Genomic DNA, 18,014 nt, shown 5'->3' with positions numbered 1-18,014 from the left:
CTCATCACGTATTCGATATAGATTGATCAATTAAAACCCAAGACAACGGAGTAGTCTCAAATCTCACATCTCATATCTATAAAAAAGCAGCTTATATCGAAAAGTCGGGTAGTATTTTGACTTTCGCTTATCTTTCCAGAACCTTAAGGGGTTCAAGTAGAATGTAGCACCTTGTAAGTACAGGTTGCTAAGACTTCGCAGGGTCTAATCCCTCCGTCTTTCTCTATAAGCGGTGCAAAGTTGCACAATAGGGGCGTAAATTGCAAATGGAAAGTGTGAGCGCAGTGTAAAGAAGGCCTGCCTAATCACGTCATTGCGAGGAACGAAGCAATCTCTGTACTTGCACGTTCAGCATACTTGCCGGACAATCCTATGCAGAGATTGCTTCGTTCCTCGCAATGACGCGGTGGCTCAAACGGGAAACTGAAAGCTTATTCCCCCTTAAACGCGTTCCACCCCTGGGCTTTCAGCTCGTGTACGTTACCCGTACGACTCACCAGGTTGCGCCCGGCAGACGCCTCGGTGATATGACCAATGATGCTGATATCGGGTTGATTTTTCAGCTTATCGTAATCTGATTGTTTGACGGTGAACAGCAGCTCGTAATCCTCACCACCGCTCAGGGCGCAGATGGTTGGGTCGAGGTTAAACTCACGGGCCGTGTCGTAGGTCATCGGGTCAATCGGAATTTTCTCTTCGTACAGGTTACAACCTTTGTTGCTTTGGTTGCAAATGTGCAGTATTTCCGAGGCAAGGCCATCGCTCACATCAATCATTGACGTTGGTTTTACGCCGATGGCACGCAGCAGTTCTACAATATCCTTACGTGATTCTGGTTTCAGCTGACGCTCGATGATGTAATCTTTACCCTCCAGGTCCGGCTGAATCTTTGGATTTTCCAGGTAGATCATTTTCTCGCGCTCCAGCAATTGCAGGCCAACGTAAGCGCCGCCTAAATCGCCCGATACGCAAAGCAGATCACCCTCCTGGGCGGTGTTGCGGTAGGCAATATCCTGTTCATCGGCATAACCCAAAACGCTCACGCTGATCACCAGTCCCTGGCGCGATGAGGTGGTGTCGCCGCCAACCAGGTCTACATTATATTTTTCGCAGGCAATGTAAATGCCGTCGTAAAGTTCTTCAATAGCTTCCAACGGAAACTTGCTGGATACGCCGATAGACACGGTTACCTGTGTAGGCGTGCCGTTCATGGCGCAAATATCGCTCAGGTTTACCTGGATAGCTTTGTAACCCAGATGTTTGAGCGGGGTGTATGACAAGTCAAAATGAATGCCTTCCAGCAGCATATCTGTAGAGAGCAGCACTTTTTTGCCGGCAAAATCAAGCACGGCAGCATCATCGCCCACACCTTTTAATGAGCCGGGGTGTTTCAGCTTTATATTTTTAGTAAGATGCCCTATCAAACCAAACTCGCCCAGGTTTTCAAGGCCGGTAGTTTCTTTATTATCAAACATGTCCATTGGCGCAAAGGTAGTGATTAGTTGGATGAGAAGAGAAACAAGAGGGGAGATGCTGGAAACAGGAGCGCTTTTACTTTATCTCTTTATTTCCTGACGGCGGCCAGAGGCCGCGAGATAGTCGTCCACTGGCGAAGACCCGAGCGACTGCGAGGCGCAGGTTAAAGACTTACAAAGTTTTAAAAACATCGCAAGTTTTTTCTCCCCTTTTCCAGACTCCCAAACTTCTCCACATCCGTGAGTAACTAGGCCTTAAACAGCGTATCTTTCCACATCTCAATTTCGTAATAGTGGATCGATATTAACTTAACAGCATTATTATCAATTTGCTAATTAAAAAAATCACCTATGAAATTAAAACAACTCTTTGCCCTTGTAGTGGTACCAGCCGTTCTGGCATCGTGTACTAAACAATCGCTACCCACACAGGAGCCGCTGGCCGCTGTAGCTCCTGTTGCTGCCAAATTGCAAACGGCAACCATTACTCAAACGGTAAACGAAACATTTGAAACCGGCACCAAAGGCGCTTATGCTGCGGCCAACGTTACCCTGGCAACCGGTACCTGGAACATGGACGATGCTCTGATTGGCAACAGTACGTCCGACCGAAAGGACGGCAGTCAATCCGTGCGCATCCGCAACACCGGCACCCTTACCATGGGCTTTGATGTAACCAGCGGCGCTTCTACCGTTACCATTAAACACGCGGTCTACGGTACAGACGGCAGCTCCACCTGGCAGTTGTGGGCATCAAGCAACGGCGGTTCTTACACACAGACCGGTTCAACCATCACCAGCAGCAGCACCACATTGGCTACAGCTAGTTTTACCGTAAACCTGACCGGCACGCTACGCTTCCAGTTGCGCAAAATTACCGGCGGCGCCAACCGCATTAACATTGACGACTTTGTAATTAACAGCGCCGACAGTGGCACCGGAGGCGGTGGCGGTACCGGCGGCAGCACCGGCGATAACAGCAACCTGCTGATGGGCAACCCAAGCGGCGCCACTACCAGCGCCGTAACCTCGCCTGATAATTACCTGATGGACCAAACTTACTACGTTGAATCATACAACCGCGATCAGGGTAAACCCAACTGGGTGAGCTGGTATCTGGGCAACACCTCATTGGGCAGCACTGCCCGTCAGGATGATTTCCGTCCGGATCCAACCCTGCCTTCAGGCTGGTTTTCAGTTGCAGCAAGCGGCTACTCCGGCTCAGGCTTTGACCGCGGACATAACTGCCCATCGGCAGATCGTACATCTACCGTTGCGGCCAATCAGGCTACCTTCCTGATGACCAACATGATGCCACAGGCACCAAACAATAATGAGCAAACCTGGGGTAACCTTGAAAATTACGAACGCACGCTGGTTAATGCCGGTAACGAGCTTTACGTCATCTGCGGATCATACGGCGTTGGCGGTACCGGCTCAAACGGCTTTGCCACGTCTGTTGATGGCGGCCATGTAACCGTTCCATCAAACACATGGAAAGTAATTGTGGTATTACCAAACGGCAACAGCGATCTGAGTCGCGTTAGCACCACCACCCGCGTTATTGCCGTAAATATGCCGAACAATAACACCATCAACAGCGACTGGACCAACTACATCACTACCGTTGATGCCATTGAGTCGGCTACCGGTTATGACCTGCTATCGGCTGTGTCAACCTCCGTCCAATCGGTAATTGAAGCACGTGCAGACGGCGGTATTTAAACCCTCATACTCAACTTATAAATAAAAAAACCGGACGCCTGTTCCGGTTTTTTTATTTGGGCGCCGTATCATTTTATTTACCTTTAAGATATTTAACATTAAGTTAACAAAACTTAATGACATTTGTGTCCCTTCAAACTCTCACTAAGTATGAAAACAAACAAACTAGTTATCTTAACATTTTTTGTTGCGGCATTGGCTGCAACCGGCTGTAAAAAAGACAGCAAAGGCATCGATCCGGTAGACACTACCAAAACCACCCCGCCTGCAAAAGCCTACGTAATTACCGAAGGTTTTGAAAGTGGCAGCAAAACGGCCTATGCCGATGCTACCGTAACGCTTTCAACAGGTTCATGGGATCTTAACGATGCGGTGATTGGCAATTTGGCAACTGATGTAAAAAACGGCGCATGGGCTGTCCGCTTGAGGACCGGCAGCATTTCCATGATGTTTGACATCAATGGCTTAACCCAGATCAGCATCAAACACGCCAAGTATGGTGCCGATGCTGCCTCTACCTGGCAACTAATGATGTCTGATGACGGCGGCACCACCTACAAACAGGTAGGCACCGACATCTCTGAAACCTCAACAACCTTTGTAACCGACTCATTTAAAGTCACAACTACTAAAAAGGTAAGGTTTAAGATCCAGAAAACAGGTACCACACGCATCAACCTTGACGACATTACCTTTAAAGGAACGGGCGACTCTGGCGTAACCGTTACCGATGACGATGGTAACGATGGTGGCAGCACCTCAACACCTGCCGGCGCACGTGATGCTGTTTTTGGCGCAGATGCCCCACCAACCACCGGCGATAATAGCGACTTGCTGATGGGTAACCCGTCAAACGCGGTAGCAGTATCAGCCAACACGACCAACTACCTGATTGACGCACATTACTACACCGAGTCGTACAACAGCACCAAAGGTATCCCTAACTGGGTAAGCTGGCATTTAGACGCCACTAACACCACCGGTGTAACCGACCGTTTGAACAACTTTGCGGCATTTTCTCAACTGCCAACCGGCTATACCGTAGTGCAAAGCAACAGCTACAATGGTTCTGTAACCGGTTTTGACCGTGGCCACAACTGCCCATCTGCAGATCGTACCAGCTCGGCAAACGCTAACTCTGCTACCTTCCTGATGATCAACATGATCCCTCAGGCCCCATACTTCAACCAACACCCATGGGCAGATATGGAAGGTTACCTGCGCAACCTTGCTGCCAATGGCAATGAGCTTTACATTATTATGGGCAACTATGGTACCGGTGGCACTGGCTCCACTGGTTCTGTCAGCAACTCAATCGCTACCAACGGCGTAACCATTACCGTACCAGCACACGTTTGGAAAATTGCGGTGGTTATTCCAACCGGCAACGGCGATTTGGCCCGTGTTGACGCCAGCACCAAAGTTATTGCTGTAGACATGCCAAACATCAATACCGTAGGTTCTGACTGGAAACAATATGTTACCACCGTGCGCTCTATTGAAACCGCAACCGGCCTTAACTTGCTCTCGGCCCTGCCACAAAACGTGCAGGATGCGATTGAGGTAAAAGCCGCAACCGGTTTATAATTAATTAACAGATTTCATAAACGCAGAAAGGGGCACCAAATGGCGCCCCTTTCTGCGTTTTGTAAGTGTTGGTAGCAGAGCCGTAAGCCGCAACCTAAACAAACCCTACAACAACAACTTATTCTTCAACGGATAATCATGCAGCAGTTTCTCTACGTATGTAGTTTGTAATGCTTTCTCCAGTGCAGCTGCATGGCGTGGATGGTGCATATCACTGGAGATAAAATCTACCAGCGCGTGATCAACCATTGCTTCGGCCATTTTTTTGCTTTCAGAGCCATAATAACCGGTTAATGAAATGGTGTTGATCTGCATGGCACAGCCCCAGCCATATAGCTGGTTAATCTCATCTAACGACATGTAATTATAACGCTCCGGGTGGGCAAGGATGGGTTTATACCCTTTCTCGCGCATCCGTTGTACAGTGCCAATCAGGTTAGGCGGCGGCGTGATGAATGATAGTTCGAACAACACATAGTTGTCTTTCATCAACATCAAATCGCCAGTCTCTATGCGCTTTGGGAATGTTTCATCAAAATAATGTTCGGCGGCGGCCTCAACTTCAATATCCATCTGTTGGTTGGCCAATTCTGCTTTCAATATGGCCAGCGCATTGTTGATAGATTCGGGCGTATTGCGGTAATAATCAACCATTACATGGGGCGTGGCGATGATTTTTTGAATGCCCAGATCCATCATCTTTTTGATCAGAAAAATAGAATCCTCGGGCGTTTGCGCACCATCATCAATCCCCGGCAAAACATGCGAGTGCATATCCACCGCCTGTTTGCTGTAGTTGTAATTAATCTCTCTTACCTTTTCTTTACGTTTAAAAAGCCCGAACATTGTTATCTCCCTGCGTATTGTCTATTTAAAACGGATTGGTTTCGATATATTTCTCCCACTCCCAGGCTGATGACATCATTTCGTCAATGCCCAACTCTGCTTTCCAGCCCAGTTTTTGAGTTGATTTGGTAACATCGCCCCAAACCTGCTCCACATCGCCCGGGCGGCGCGGACCAATCTGGTAGTTCAGCTTAACACCTGTAGAACGCTCAAAAGCGTGGATCACCTCCAACACAGATGAGCCGGTACCGGTGCCCAAATTAAACATATCATAGCCGGTAAAGCTTTCTTTCTCCATTAAACGCAATGCAGCTACGTGAGCCTTCGCCAAGTCAACCACATGGATATAATCGCGGATGCAGCTACCGTCTGGCGTGTTGTAGTCATCACCGTGCACGGTAATGTTACCGCGTTTGCCAATGGCAGACTGGGTGATAAACGGCACCAGGTTTTGCGGCACACCAATAGGTAACTCGCCAATCAGCGCACTGTGGTGGGCACCAACCGGGTTAAAATAGCGTAATGAAACTACTTTATATCTGCTGCCGCCAGAGAAGATCATATCTTTCAAAATTTCTTCGGCCACCTGTTTGGTGTTACCATAAGGCGATTGCGCTGGCTTAACCGGCGCATCTTCAGTAACCGGCAACACATCTGGCTGCCCATAAACGGTACAGCTTGAAGAGAACACCAGGTTTACCGGTTTAGCGTAATAAGCATTCAACAGGTTAATTAACGAGTAGAAGTTATTTCGATAGTATTTTAGCGGATGCCCAACAGATTCGCCTACAGCTTTAAATGCGGCGAAATGGATAACACCGGTAATATCCGGTTCGGCCAGTGCCAGGCTGTTTACATCGGCTTCAACGCTCAGATCCAGCTGATGAAAGGCCGGTTTATAGCCAATAATCTTTGTGATTTGGTCTAAAATAGCCAGCTGCGAGTTTGAAAGATCATCTACAATTACCGGTTCATAGCCGGCATTTACCAGTTCAACAACGGCATGCGAGCCGATAAAGCCCAAACCGCCGGTTACCAGAATTTTGCTCATAGGTTTTATTTGGTGTATTGTTTAAAGTCTTTATGCTCCACCTTCTCGATCAACTCCTGTGGTAATGATTTAAAGTATTCATACGTGATCTTCAAACCTTCGCTGCGCGATACTTTCGGCTCCCAGCCCAAAATGCTTTTGGCTTTGGTAATATCCGGGCGACGCTGCTTAGGGTCGTCAGTAGGTAACGGCAGGCTAATCAATTTCTGATCGGTACCGGTCAGTTTAATAATTTCTTCACCAAACTCGCGAATGGTAATTTCATCAGGGTTGCCAATGTTAACCGGGCTTGGATAATCGCTGAACAGCAGGCGGTAAATACCTTCAATCAAATCGTCCACATAACAGAAAGAGCGGGTTTGAGAACCATCGCCAAACATGGTTAATGGCTCGCCACGCAGCGCCTGACCAATGAATGCTGGTAAAACGCGACCGTCATTCAGTCGCATACGCGGACCGTAAGTATTGAAAATACGTACAATGCGGGTTTCAACACCGTGATAGGTATGGTAGGCCATGGTCATGGCTTCCTGGAAACGTTTGGCTTCATCATAAACACCACGCGGGCCAACCGGGTTTACGTTACCCCAGTATTCTTCTGGCTGCGGGTTGATATTCGGGTCGCCATACACTTCAGATGTTGAGGCGATGAGCATGCGGGCACCTTTAGCCAATGCTAAACCCAACAGATTGTGTGTACCCAATGAGCCTACCTTTAAGGTTTGGATAGGAATTTTCAGGTAATCAATCGGGCTGGCGGGCGAGGCAAAGTGCAGGATATAATCGAGCTTGCCTGGTACATGCACAAAATTGGAAACATCGTGATGGTAAAACTCAAAGTTTTCCAAGCTAAACAAATGTTCAATATTGCGAAGATCGCCAGTGATAAGGTTATCCATGCCAATAACATGATAATCTTCTTTAATAAATCTGTCGCAGAGGTGCGAACCCAGGAAACCGGCGGCACCGGTAATTAAAATCCGTTTACGAGATTCCATTTATGCAGGTTTTTACGGCGAAGATAGTAATTTCGCCCTTAATGTTATTGATCTACAACATAGCAAACTATATTTATTATCTACTCATCAAGCTGGTATCTTTTTTTAACAAAAAAGCCGCACAATGGATTGATGGGCGTAAAAATCAAGCTGTTAACACCCATCAAAACAGCATCTGGTTCCATTTTGCATCATTGGGCGAGTTTGAGCAGGGGCGTCCCGTGCTGGAACGTTTAAAAATTGTTTATCCTGACCGTCCTATAGTAATCTCGTTCTTTTCACCCTCTGGTTATGAGATCAGAAAGAACACCCCGCTGGCCGATGCTGTATATTATTTACCGCTGGATACCCGTGCCAACGCCCGCCGGTTTATAGCCGCCATTAACCCAAGCATGGCTATTTTTACCAAATACGAGTATTGGTACTATTATTTTAACGAGCTGCAAAAACAGCAGGTGCCCCTATATATCATCTCCAGCATCTTTCGCCCCAACCAGGTGTTTTTTAAATGGTATGGCGGCCTGCACCGCAAAATGTTGGGCATGGTCAATCATTTCTTTGTTCAGGATGATGATAGCCGGCAATTACTGCAAAATCTTGGCATTGACAATGTAACCGTTAGTGGCGATACCCGGTTTGACCGCGTTTGGGCCAACGCCCAGCAGCCCAAAGACCTGCCACTGATAGCCGAGTTTAAAAACAACCAAAAGTTGCTGGTAGCCGGTAGCTCGTGGCCGCCGGATGAAGATCTGCTGGCACAACTGATTACTGCTTATCCCGATTGGAAATTCATCTTCGCACCGCACGAGATTGGGGACGACAAAGTGAGCCGATTAATGAATGTACTTCCTGCTGATGCAACCGTTCGCTTCTCGCAGATCGCAAATGCATCGAAAGCGCTTTCTAATTACCGCGTGCTGGTAATTGATAACATTGGCATGCTGTCATCACTCTACCAATATGGCGATGCCGCTTACATTGGCGGAGGCTTTGGCGCGGGCATCCACAATACACTGGAAGGCGCAGCTTTTGGCCTACCGGTTATCTTCGGACCCAAATATCAAAAGTTTCGCGAAGCACGCGAGCTGATTGCCTTACAGGCTGGCTTTAGTATCAATAATCAGGAAGAGCTAAATAGTATTGCCGCCAAGGTTTTAGGCGATGCCGGTTTTAGAAATGCTGCAGGAGATAAAGCCCGCAATTATGTGGCAAATAAGATTGGGGCAACCGAGGCGATTGTGGGGTATATTATCCGAGAAGACTAGTTTTATTCAAGCACCACGTCTTTATCTCCATACTTATCAACAACCTGTTTCACGCCAGAGTGCTTCAAATCAAGTGCTACCTGCCTGATGCCATAGTCTTTCCAGCCGTAGTTCCCGGGTTCAAGATCAAAAAGAGCGGTTTGTTTCCAAAAAACGGTTAACACATTTCCTCTTCTGGCCATTCGCGAGTTTAATCCAACGTCAAACCATCTGTCGGCAATAGGCCGATCGCGATAAATAAAATCGATTTCTGACAGCGGATAACTCTTTTTTAATCGCCTGCGCAGTAATCTGCTGTAGGTTACGTAAAGAACACCGGCTTCAATATTTAGATATTTGACGGTAGACCAACGGTACAGATTGACTAGCCAGAGGATAATTATAATTGAAAAGAAAACTACTATAACTACCATGATTGAAGTCAGTGAATTACCTGTTCTTCACCATCCCCTCCAGGGCATCAATAAATAGGGGGTTATCGTTCAGGCTTTCTACCAGCTGCACGTGCTCACCGCCGTGCTGTTTAAACTCGCCATCGTACTCCACAGAAACCTCATATACGGTTTCCAGGCAATCGGCCACAAAGGCGGGACAAAATACCAGCAGTTTCTTTTTACCTTGTTTGGCCAGGTCTTCAATCACCACGCTGGTGTATGGCTGCACCCATGGATCGCTACCCAGGCGAGATTGAAAGCATACCGTGTACTGCTCTTTCTTCAATCCCATTTTTTGGGCAATCAACCGTGCGGTGTCATATGATTGCGCTGAATAACAGAACTTATTCACATCAGTCAACGTCTGGCAGCAATCGGCCGATTTCAGGCAGTGATTGTGGGTATGGTCACACTTCACCAGCTGGCGTTGCGGCAAGCCGTGGAAGCTGAACAGGACATGGTCAAATTGCTCAGGCTGATGTTTCTGGGCGTTTTGGGCAAAAGCCTCAATCATCAACGGGTTATCATGGAAAGAGTTGATAAACGAGATATTAGGAATAGTAGGCCACTGACCCACCAAACGCATCACCTTCTCATACACCGAGCCGGTACTGGCCGATGCATACTGCGGGAACAGGGCAATTACACGGATATCTTCTACCAGCGCAGCCTTCAATCGATCTAAAGCCGCCTCAATAGATGGGGTTTGGTAGCGCATAGCCAGCTCTACCATATACTCATCTCCAAGGCGCTTTTGCAGCAATTCCTGCTGGCGGACGCTATAGTAAAGCAGGGGAGAACCTGTCTCGGCCGACCAGATTTCTTTATACAACTTTGCCGATTTCGGCGCGCGGAATGGCGTAATCACCCCGCGTACCAGCAATGCGCGCGATACCGGGTTGATATCGATCACACGCCCATCCATCAAAAACTCGTTCAGGTATTTACGCACATCGGGCGTAGCCGCGCTGTCGGGCGTACCTAAATTAACCAGTAATACTCCTTTTTTAGCCATTTTTCAACAGGCAGCAAAAGTAAGCATAATTACATCGCCTAAAAAATGACGAAGATCAGGGTTTTGTTATTTTGTGAGAAAGGAAGTAGCCAATGCTTCCTCGCAATATGCCCGCAAATTTCTATTTTTACCGCATGAGAACCTTATTATCAATTCTACTTTCGTTAGCAATCGTTTCTGCTTTCGCTCAAAAAAGAACTAAGTCTGCACCATCTAAAACGGTATTGGCAACCCTTATCAGCAGCGCAACAATGACACCTGAAAAGCCAGCACCGCAAACGCCAATCGAGCTCAAAGAAGGAGATACTGTTAGACTGATGTATTACAATATGAATACAAATCTTTGGCGGGCCAAGTTTAAAGCAAAGATTGGCATTATAAAAGATACAGCCTTAAATCACACTGATGCTGTAATCTTTTTTAAGAATGATTTTATAGCAAAGCAATATTTGGTAGAACTAAAAAAGAAATATGGTCCCAGCTATGGTGTTGACATCTATAATGCGACCCCAAGCGTTGGAATGACAAAAAAAATGTTTCTTGTGTTTATGGAAAAGCCTGACGAAATAAACACGACCGAGGGCGCCTGGGGCACTCATGAACAATGGGTTTACAATAATCGCCCCAGTGGTAAAACTGAATATTATTATTTTGAGAACGGCAGATTGACCAGTTGGCAATACTAATTGCTAATCTATTGAAGTTTCATCAAGATCAAGATTGGGTTATTTTCTAATCCTCTTATTGGGACGGCGGCTAGTATGGAAGATAGCCGAAATAATAATGATCTGCTGTTGTTCATTTATCCAATAAACAATTACGAAAGGGAAATCCGCCAAGACGGCCTGACGATATTTTTCATTTAAAGATTTATACAAATACGGGCCTTTTACAATCAGCCTGATTTTTTCGCGTACCGCGACAAAAAAACGCTCACCCAAACCGGGAAGTTCTTCTTCATACCACTTAACAGATGCCTCAAGTTCGTGAAGCGCCTTTTCGTTTATTTTGACACTAAATATTGAACTCATTTTTTCTTTAACGAGCTCTCTATCTTTTTGGCAGCATCTTCCCAATCATAAATTTTAGCCGAGCCATTCTGATACTCTTCCATACGGCGATCAAGCTCTTCCCATTGCTCGGCAGTCAAACTATTTCGCTCCGGGGACCCGCCATTTTCAAGTAGATCATAAACCGCCTCAAGCAACTGCTCATCTTCAGCGGTATCTATATACTCATGCAGCTTTTGTTTAATTTCGGCAATACTCATAGTATCAAATTTACTAAATTTTATCCTCTTTCGCTCAAAATCAGTCCGCCCCCGCATTAAATTAATTCTGAATCGAGCCGCCCGCATTTGCCAAAAATATTAGTATATTTACCCACATGACCACCCCGGCCCAGGCCTTACAGAAATACTTTGGTTACAGCAGTTTCCGCCATCAGCAGGAGGCTATTGTACAGCAATTGCTCAATAAAGGTGATGCCATGGTGTTGATGCCAACCGGTGGGGGCAAATCTATTTGTTACCAGTTACCTGCTGTTCTGCTGGGCGGATTGACCATTGTTATTTCCCCACTCATCGCGCTGATGAAGGACCAGGTAGATGCACTGAATGTTACCGGCATCCCGGCTGCTTACCTCAACTCCACTCAGAGCAGTGCAGAGCAAAGCGATATTATCCAGCGACTGCGCAGCGGCGAAATCAAACTACTTTACCTGGCTCCGGAACGACTGTTTAAATCTGAAAGCCGGTTAACGGATTTTTTGAAATCGCTCAGCGTATCGCTCATTGCTATTGACGAGGCGCACTGTATCTCGCACTGGGGGCATGATTTTCGTCCGGAATATTTGATGCTGGCCGGACTGAAAACAGAGTTTCCGAATATCCCGGTCATCGCATTAACGGCAACAGCAGATCAGCTGACCCGAAAAGACATTTTGGAGAAACTGAACCTGCATAACCCGGCTCAGTTTGTATCGTCGTTCAACCGCGCTAATATCAATTACACTGTCGCACCCAAAAAGAACAGTACCGGCCAATTGCTGGATTTTCTGGATAAGCACAAAGAAGATTCGGGCATTATATATTGCTTGTCTCGCCAGTCTACCGAAGACCTGGCCGCACAACTACAACGAGAAGGTTTTTCTGCCGAGGCTTATCATGCCGGACTCAGTAATGATGTAAAAGCCCGCAACCAGGAAGCTTTCCTGCGCGATGAGGTGCGCATTATGGTAGCGACCATTGCCTTTGGCATGGGCATCAATAAATCAAACGTGCGCTATGTGGTGCACATGGATCTGCCTAGGAATATTGAGGGTTATTACCAGGAAACCGGTCGTGCCGGGCGCGATGGACTGCCGTCTGAGGCCCTGCTGTTTTTCTCGGCGGGTGATGCATTTAAGCTGCAGCGCTTTGCACAGGTGGAAGATAACCCCGAGCAAACCCGTATTATGTTGCGCAAGCTGGACGACATGGTGCAGTATTGCCAGTTACAAAGTTGCCGCCGACAGTATCTGCTTAAATATTTTAATGAAGATTTCCCCGGTCATTGCGGCTCATGTGATGTTTGCCTGAGCGAGTTTGAAAAGTTTGACGGCACGGTGATTGCCCAGAAAGCCCTCTCGGCTGTGGCCCGCCTGAAAGAGCGTTTCGGCATGGGTTATGTAATCGATCTGCTGCGTGGCTCAAACAGCGCCAAACTTCGGGAAGAACATAAACAGTTAAAAACATATGGAGCAGGGGCCGATATCAGCAAAGCCGACTGGCAACGTCACCTGCGCGAACTGATCCAACTGGGCTACCTGCAAACCAGTCAGGATGCCTACCCGGTACTGCAATTGACTGAGCGTAGCGATGCGGTGCTGAAAGGGTTGGAAAAAATCGAACTCACCCTGTCACAAAGCACCGAAGAAACGCATCAACCCGAAACTCCACCGCACGAGGCCCCGTTATTCAATCAGCTCAAAAACCAGCGCCGCGACCTGGCCGAGCGGGAAAACGTACCGGCCTACATCGTGCTTTCAGACGCCACGCTGATGGAGCTGGCCACGTACCTGCCGCAGTCTTTACCAGAATTACGCCAGATATCAGGCTTTGGCGAACTGAAATTGCAACGTTATGGCGAGGCATTTCTCAACATCATTATCCCATATTGCCAGGCAAACGGATTGACATCAAAAATTGCCGAGCGCACTACGAAACGAGCGCGCGAACGTAAGCCTAAACCAAAAACAACCGGCGCCAGCAACACGCAACAGGAAAGTTTCAACCTCTACAAATCGGGCAAAAGCTTTGAGGAGATAGCCAAACAGCGCGATCTATCGCCCCAAACTGTTCAAAACCACCTTTGTGCCTTTATTACCACCGGCGAACTGGATATCAGCACCTTTGTATCGGCCCAAAAACTCCCGGTTATTGCCGATGCGGTGGAGAGTTATGGCAGTGAATACCTATCACCATTAAAGGAAGTTTTGGGTGATGATTACAGTTATCTGGAGATTAGGGCGGTAATTAGCTGGATGAAGCGGGAGATGAACCAGGATTCGTAGGATTTTTAGGATACTTGTTCGGTTTATTCCATTCGTGGTCGCTTGCGTAGACGCCACATGTGTTCGGATTGTGCGATTCCCCTCTTGAGAGGGGTGGAGGGGTGTGTCCTTTATATGTGCAAATGACACACCCCTGCAACCGCACAGTCAACGCGCCCCCTCTCAAGAGGGGATTTTAGCTGTTCCCAACACATATGGCGTCTACGCGAGTGACGACTATCCGACCTCTCCCCGCCCGGCCAAGGCTCATCCTCTCCAACCTCTTACTAATCTCTAATTAACCAATCTCTATTCTTTGCTCCCAAAATTCTTGACCTACATCATCGTTTTACCCTTCCGCCTTGCGGTAAATTTGTATCAACAAAAACAATAAGGAGTAAAACAATCAATCATGGCAAACACCGTATTACATAAAGCCGACACTCGTGGTTTTGCAAACCATGGCTGGCTGCAAAGTCACCAATCATTCAGCTTCGCAAACTATTACAATCCTGAAAGGATTCACTTTGGCGCACTGCGCGTTCTGAATGACGATACCGTATTGGGTGGCGGCGGCTTTGGTAAACACCCGCATGATAACATGGAGATTATCTCTATCCCGCTCAGCGGCGATTTAGAGCACAAAGACAGCATGGGCAATACCGCCGTTATCCGCAATGGCGATATACAGGTGATGAGCGCCGGCACCGGCATTTACCACAGCGAGTATAATAAAGATGCTAACGAAGCGGTAAAATTTCTGCAGATCTGGGTATTCCCTAATCAGCGCAATGTGGAACCAAGGTATGACCAGGTAACATTGGATCCGGCCGATCGTCATAACAAACTGCAACAGGTATTGTCGCCCAACCCCGATGATGCCGGTGTGTGGGTTTACCAGCAAGCCTGGTTTCACCTGGGCGAGTTTGATAAAGGCGTAAGCACCACTTACCAGATGAAAGCTGAAGGCGATGGCGTTTACGTTTTCGTACTGAAAGGCGATGTAAAAGTGAACGACCAGGTGGTGAACACCCGCGACGGCTTCGGCATCTGGAACACCGGCGAGTTTACCATCACTGCCGAAAGTGACGCAGAGTTTCTGCTGATGGAAGTACCAATGGAATTTAAATACTAAGGCCATGGCGCAAACAGCAATACTGGTTTTTTGCCGGCACCCGGAGATCCGGGCCACCATCATCAGGCTTATTAACAATAATCCTGAGTGGACAGCCACCGGTTTTGCCGAGCCTGCTGATGCGCTGGAAGATCTGAAAAACAAACCCTACGGACTGGTGCTGCTGGGCAGTGGATTTGATGAGACGGAAGAGAAGGAGCTGATACTTGCCCTGCAGCACATCCGCAAGGGAATACCGATAGTGAAACATTATGGGGGCGGCAGCGGGTTGCTGAGTGCTGAAATTTATCAGGGACTGAGCAGTCGCTCGCGTCTTCGCGAGTGACGACTATCTCGCGGCCTCTGGCCGCCGTAGCAGTCATAATTCATTAAAAGTTTAACATCCGGGATTCGACTCGCACTAAAAGCGCAACCTGCTTCCAAATGCCAGGTTGCGCTTTTTGTTTAAATGATTATTACGGCCAGAGGCCGCGAGATAGTCGTCACTCGGCTGGAGCCGGGCGACTGCGGAGAAGGCGAAAAAACCAAACTCACTTCTTCACCACCAAAATTTTCAACGGAGGGTAGGTGGTCAAATAATTAGCAGTCAGCATTTTTGTTCTTAGTCCCAGACCGTTAAAATGTTCTAGATACTCGTTCATATGTTTCCAGTCTGATATAATGGCTTTGCCGCCTGGCTTCAATACCCGCGCAATTTCTTCACAAGCCCGTTGCCTGCCGGCCTTATTGTAAATGTTGTGGATAACCTGGTTGGTAACAATCACATCAAAATTGTTATCGTCAAAGCTCATCTCCATGGCATTTTCGTTGAGAATCTGCACACGATCGGCCACGCCTTCTACAGCGGCATTGTTATTGGCATTTTCATAGTTGTTGCCGCTCAGGTCTTCCGTGTTCCAGATATCAATACCGATAGACTTACCCGTGGTTAAATGTTTAGCGGCGCCAATCATTAATAAACCTTTGCCTGTGCCTACATCCAGCACCTGCTCATCGCCTTGCCATTGGTGCAGACCGAGCATACGGTCGCGATGGATAAATTTTCCTTTAAGCGAGTAAAACAGCATCAGCAAACCGCCAATTACCAGAAACGAGGCCATCCATACCAGTCCGGGGGTAAGGATCTGTACATTGCCAATACGGATAACCGGAAAAAAAATAATAATGAGAAATAACCCTACTCCCGATAAGAACAGATTGCGGATTACGCCCGGCGCATCTACGCCGTAACGGGCTTTTTGTGCGGAGGCAGAGATATCGGAGTTTTGCATAGATGGCTAAATGTAGCGATTATCTTTTGAAGCGGCCATGCCTTGTTGTTGACCATGCCATTGCTGAGTAATAGAATCCCGGCGGCAGGACTATTAAAGTGCAATGACAAACGAGAGGGCTGTCAGTCTGAGCCTGTCGAAGACTCGCGCGGAGAGGCCCACCCGCCATGTTTCGACGGGCTCAGCATAACACAACCTATCTAATAGGCCATCGCGCACCCTTCGACAAAGCTCAGGATGACATCCCGCCCACATTCATTTTAACAACGCCGATATTTTAAAGCATCCCGCCCTCTCCTCCGATAACTAATCTCTAATCACTAACTTAGCCCCATGCCTGCTCAACCCAAGCCGCGCAAGCTGCGCACGTTACAATTAGTTACCGTTATCTTTTTCACCGTATCTGGCGGGCCGTTTGGGTTGGAAGCATTGCTAGGCTATGCGCATGAGCACGCGGCACTGTTGTTACTATTGGTTACGCCCCTGCTATGGGATATCCCCGCCATGTTTATGGTGCTGGAACTAAACAGCATGATGCCCGTTACCGGCGGCTATTATCAATGGGTGAAGCATGCCCTAGGCATGAGGTGGGGATTATTTGAGGGCTGGTGGACCTGGCTCTATACCTTTGCCGACCTGGCCATTTATCCCGTGCTGTTTGTAATGTACGCCAGCTATTTTGTACCCATTGAAGGCGTATGGAAGGTGGCGATGTGCCTGCTCATCATCTGGGGATCGGCCGGGATTAATATTTTGGGCATTGTGCCTGTAGGTAAAGTGGCGCAGTTGCTGAGCATTATTGTGATAGCTCCGTTCATCCTGCTATTCGTCATTTTTGCGCAGCGACATACGGGTAGTTTTGCGCTACCTGCGCCGTCATTAAAAGGCCTACCGTATCCTTCGCTGGGCTCGGCTATTTATATTGTGATGTGGAATTGCTTCGGGTGGGACAATGTAACCACTTATGCTGATGAGGTGGAACGCCCTGAGCGAGCTTACCTGCGCTCGGTTTTTATGGCATTTTTGCTGATGATGGTGGTATACGTCGGTGTGATTATTACGGCTCAGCTATCGCATATCGGGTATAAAGAGTTTGCAGAAAAGGGTATGCCTGCACTGGGCGAACTGGTGGCTGGCCGGTGGTTGGGCATTGTGCTTTCTATTGGCGGCATGGCCAGTGCCATTGGGTTGTATGCGGCCAATTTACTGGCCGTATCGCGCCTGCCAAAAGTTATGGCCGATGATGAGCTGATGCCAGCAAGATTACATGCCCTGCACCCGCGTTTCGGCACCCCGTATGTATCAATCATCGTTTGCTCCGTTGTTATCAGCCTAATGACTTTCTGGGATTTTGGCGATCTGGTGATCATCGATGTAACCATCTACGGCGCCGGTCTGTTCCTGGAATATATCACCTTGATAAAAATGCGCATCCGGGAACCAAGTCGTCCACGGCCGTTCCGCGTTCCGTTGTCCACAACGTGGCTGTGCGCGTTACTTATCTTGCCGGTGGGCGTTTACAGCATTGCGCTTTCCGGCGTGATGATAGCACAGGGCAATGCACTTAAACCGGCATTATTTGCCATTGGCTGCCTGCTGAGCGCCGAGGTAGTTTGGCGCATTGTGCTATGGCGGAAGCCGCATTTACGGGCGTGAGGAAACATTTAAAATAGCTACACTT

General features: G+C 47.9%; 17 protein-coding genes and 1 riboswitch. Of the genes, 8 read left to right on the top strand and 9 right to left on the bottom strand.

What is annotated here, in order from left to right; genetic code table 11:
- Nucleotides 1-124: 124 nt before the first annotated feature.
- A riboswitch (SAM riboswitch) is annotated at nt 125-232 on the bottom strand.
- Between the two features lie 199 nt (nt 233-431).
- Nucleotides 432-1,475, bottom strand: coding sequence for a thiamine-phosphate kinase (gene thiL, locus ABZR88_RS20925; RefSeq protein WP_107828040.1), 1,044 nt, complete (start codon nt 1,473-1,475; stop codon nt 432-434).
- 351 nt (nt 1,476-1,826) lie between these two features.
- Between thiL and ABZR88_RS20920 the strand changes: the two genes are divergently transcribed.
- Complete coding sequence (locus ABZR88_RS20920) at nt 1,827-3,200, top strand: DNA/RNA non-specific endonuclease (protein ID WP_107827900.1); 1,374 nt, start codon at nt 1,827-1,829, stop codon at nt 3,198-3,200.
- A 150-nt stretch (nt 3,201-3,350) separates the two neighbouring features.
- Nucleotides 3,351-4,787, top strand: a complete 1,437-nt coding sequence (locus ABZR88_RS20915) for a DNA/RNA non-specific endonuclease (protein WP_107827899.1) — start codon at nt 3,351-3,353, stop codon at nt 4,785-4,787.
- Nucleotides 4,788-4,892: 105 nt separating this feature from the next.
- Here ABZR88_RS20915 and ABZR88_RS20910 read toward each other — a convergent pair whose 3' ends face one another.
- From ABZR88_RS20910 to ABZR88_RS20900, 3 genes are read right to left on the bottom strand one after another with little or no spacing between them, the layout of a single operon-like run.
- A complete protein-coding gene (locus tag ABZR88_RS20910) occupies nt 4,893-5,633 on the bottom strand; it encodes a tyrosine-protein phosphatase (RefSeq protein WP_107827898.1) in 741 nt (246 codons plus the stop codon).
- A 25-nt stretch (nt 5,634-5,658) separates the two neighbouring features.
- Nucleotides 5,659-6,684, bottom strand: a complete 1,026-nt coding sequence (gene galE, locus ABZR88_RS20905) for a UDP-glucose 4-epimerase GalE (protein ID WP_107827897.1) — start codon at nt 6,682-6,684, stop codon at nt 5,659-5,661.
- 5 nt (nt 6,685-6,689) lie between these two features.
- Nucleotides 6,690-7,682, bottom strand: coding sequence for a UDP-glucuronic acid decarboxylase family protein (locus tag ABZR88_RS20900; protein WP_107827896.1), 993 nt, complete (start codon nt 7,680-7,682; stop codon nt 6,690-6,692).
- A gap of 41 nt (nt 7,683-7,723) precedes the next feature.
- Here ABZR88_RS20900 and ABZR88_RS20895 point away from each other — a divergent pair, with 41 nt between their 5' ends.
- Complete coding sequence (locus ABZR88_RS20895; protein ID WP_107827895.1) at nt 7,724-8,947, top strand: 3-deoxy-D-manno-octulosonic acid transferase; 1,224 nt, start codon at nt 7,724-7,726, stop codon at nt 8,945-8,947.
- Nucleotides 8,948-8,949: 2 nt separating this feature from the next.
- On the opposite strand, the gene ABZR88_RS20890 is transcribed toward ABZR88_RS20895, so the two are convergent.
- Together ABZR88_RS20890 and hemH are read right to left on the bottom strand one after the other, a co-directional pair.
- A complete protein-coding gene (locus ABZR88_RS20890) occupies nt 8,950-9,360 on the bottom strand; it encodes a hypothetical protein (protein WP_107827894.1) in 411 nt (136 codons plus the stop codon).
- Nucleotides 9,361-9,376: 16 nt separating this feature from the next.
- Nucleotides 9,377-10,396 carry a ferrochelatase gene (gene hemH, locus ABZR88_RS20885; RefSeq protein ID WP_107827893.1) on the bottom strand — a complete coding sequence of 340 codons (1,020 nt, stop codon included), beginning with the start codon at nt 10,394-10,396 and terminating at the stop codon, nt 9,377-9,379.
- A gap of 134 nt (nt 10,397-10,530) precedes the next feature.
- On the opposite strand from hemH, the gene ABZR88_RS20880 reads away from it, so the two are divergent.
- The gene (locus tag ABZR88_RS20880; RefSeq protein ID WP_146166507.1) at nt 10,531-11,082 is read left to right on the top strand and encodes a hypothetical protein; all 552 of its coding nucleotides are present in this window, start codon (nt 10,531-10,533) and stop codon (nt 11,080-11,082) included.
- Nucleotides 11,083-11,121: 39 nt separating this feature from the next.
- On the opposite strand, the gene ABZR88_RS20875 is transcribed toward ABZR88_RS20880, so the two are convergent.
- Together ABZR88_RS20875 and ABZR88_RS20870 are read right to left on the bottom strand one after the other, a co-directional pair.
- Complete coding sequence (locus ABZR88_RS20875) at nt 11,122-11,427, bottom strand: type II toxin-antitoxin system RelE/ParE family toxin (protein ID WP_107827891.1); 306 nt, start codon at nt 11,425-11,427, stop codon at nt 11,122-11,124.
- Nucleotides 11,424-11,666, bottom strand: a complete 243-nt coding sequence (locus ABZR88_RS20870; protein WP_170113565.1) for an addiction module protein — start codon at nt 11,664-11,666, stop codon at nt 11,424-11,426. Before ABZR88_RS20870 ends, ABZR88_RS20875 begins: the two co-directional genes overlap by 4 nt.
- Nucleotides 11,667-11,782: 116 nt before the next feature.
- Between ABZR88_RS20870 and recQ the strand changes: the two genes are divergently transcribed.
- From recQ to ABZR88_RS20855, 3 genes are all read left to right on the top strand, one after another.
- Nucleotides 11,783-13,948 carry a DNA helicase RecQ gene (gene recQ, locus ABZR88_RS20865; RefSeq protein WP_107827889.1) on the top strand — a complete coding sequence of 722 codons (2,166 nt, stop codon included), beginning with the start codon at nt 11,783-11,785 and terminating at the stop codon, nt 13,946-13,948.
- A gap of 391 nt (nt 13,949-14,339) precedes the next feature.
- Nucleotides 14,340-15,062 carry a pirin family protein gene (locus ABZR88_RS20860; protein WP_107827888.1) on the top strand — a complete coding sequence of 241 codons (723 nt, stop codon included), beginning with the start codon at nt 14,340-14,342 and terminating at the stop codon, nt 15,060-15,062.
- Nucleotides 15,063-15,066: 4 nt separating this feature from the next.
- Nucleotides 15,067-15,387 carry a hypothetical protein gene (locus ABZR88_RS20855; protein WP_107827887.1) on the top strand — a complete coding sequence of 107 codons (321 nt, stop codon included), beginning with the start codon at nt 15,067-15,069 and terminating at the stop codon, nt 15,385-15,387.
- A 205-nt stretch (nt 15,388-15,592) separates the two neighbouring features.
- Here ABZR88_RS20855 and ABZR88_RS20850 read toward each other — a convergent pair whose 3' ends face one another.
- Nucleotides 15,593-16,333, bottom strand: a complete 741-nt coding sequence (locus ABZR88_RS20850) for a class I SAM-dependent methyltransferase (RefSeq protein ID WP_107827886.1) — start codon at nt 16,331-16,333, stop codon at nt 15,593-15,595.
- A 333-nt stretch (nt 16,334-16,666) separates the two neighbouring features.
- Between ABZR88_RS20850 and ABZR88_RS20845 the strand changes: the two genes are divergently transcribed.
- Complete coding sequence (locus ABZR88_RS20845) at nt 16,667-17,989, top strand: APC family permease (RefSeq protein WP_107827885.1); 1,323 nt, start codon at nt 16,667-16,669, stop codon at nt 17,987-17,989.
- Nucleotides 17,990-18,014 lie beyond the last annotated feature (25 nt).

Source organism: Mucilaginibacter yixingensis, assembly GCF_041080815.1.
Taxonomy (GTDB): Bacteria; Bacteroidota; Bacteroidia; order Sphingobacteriales; family Sphingobacteriaceae; genus Mucilaginibacter; species Mucilaginibacter yixingensis.
Note: the sequence above shows the minus strand (reverse complement) of the source record. Positions and strands in the feature narration are given on the sequence as shown.

Coding starts and splice junctions, on each gene's coding strand:
- thiL (WP_107828040.1), bottom strand. CDS start 1,475: ATGTTTGATAATAAAGAAACTACCGGCCTTGAAAACCTGGGCGAGTTT.
- recQ (WP_107827889.1), top strand. CDS start 11,783: ATGACCACCCCGGCCCAGGCCTTACAGAAATACTTTGGTTACAGCAGT.
- ABZR88_RS20850 (WP_107827886.1), bottom strand. CDS start 16,333: ATGCAAAACTCCGATATCTCTGCCTCCGCACAAAAAGCCCGTTACGGC.
- ABZR88_RS20855 (WP_107827887.1), top strand. CDS start 15,067: ATGGCGCAAACAGCAATACTGGTTTTTTGCCGGCACCCGGAGATCCGG.
- ABZR88_RS20860 (WP_107827888.1), top strand. CDS start 14,340: ATGGCAAACACCGTATTACATAAAGCCGACACTCGTGGTTTTGCAAAC.
- ABZR88_RS20890 (WP_107827894.1), bottom strand. CDS start 9,360: ATGGTAGTTATAGTAGTTTTCTTTTCAATTATAATTATCCTCTGGCTA.
- ABZR88_RS20895 (WP_107827895.1), top strand. CDS start 7,724: ATGTTATTGATCTACAACATAGCAAACTATATTTATTATCTACTCATC.
- ABZR88_RS20880 (WP_146166507.1), top strand. CDS start 10,531: ATGAGAACCTTATTATCAATTCTACTTTCGTTAGCAATCGTTTCTGCT.
- ABZR88_RS20845 (WP_107827885.1), top strand. CDS start 16,667: ATGCCTGCTCAACCCAAGCCGCGCAAGCTGCGCACGTTACAATTAGTT.
- ABZR88_RS20900 (WP_107827896.1), bottom strand. CDS start 7,682: ATGGAATCTCGTAAACGGATTTTAATTACCGGTGCCGCCGGTTTCCTG.
- ABZR88_RS20870 (WP_170113565.1), bottom strand. CDS start 11,666: ATGAGTATTGCCGAAATTAAACAAAAGCTGCATGAGTATATAGATACC.
- ABZR88_RS20910 (WP_107827898.1), bottom strand. CDS start 5,633: ATGTTCGGGCTTTTTAAACGTAAAGAAAAGGTAAGAGAGATTAATTAC.
- galE (WP_107827897.1), bottom strand. CDS start 6,684: ATGAGCAAAATTCTGGTAACCGGCGGTTTGGGCTTTATCGGCTCGCAT.
- ABZR88_RS20915 (WP_107827899.1), top strand. CDS start 3,351: ATGAAAACAAACAAACTAGTTATCTTAACATTTTTTGTTGCGGCATTG.
- ABZR88_RS20875 (WP_107827891.1), bottom strand. CDS start 11,427: ATGAGTTCAATATTTAGTGTCAAAATAAACGAAAAGGCGCTTCACGAA.
- ABZR88_RS20920 (WP_107827900.1), top strand. CDS start 1,827: ATGAAATTAAAACAACTCTTTGCCCTTGTAGTGGTACCAGCCGTTCTG.
- hemH (WP_107827893.1), bottom strand. CDS start 10,396: ATGGCTAAAAAAGGAGTATTACTGGTTAATTTAGGTACGCCCGACAGC.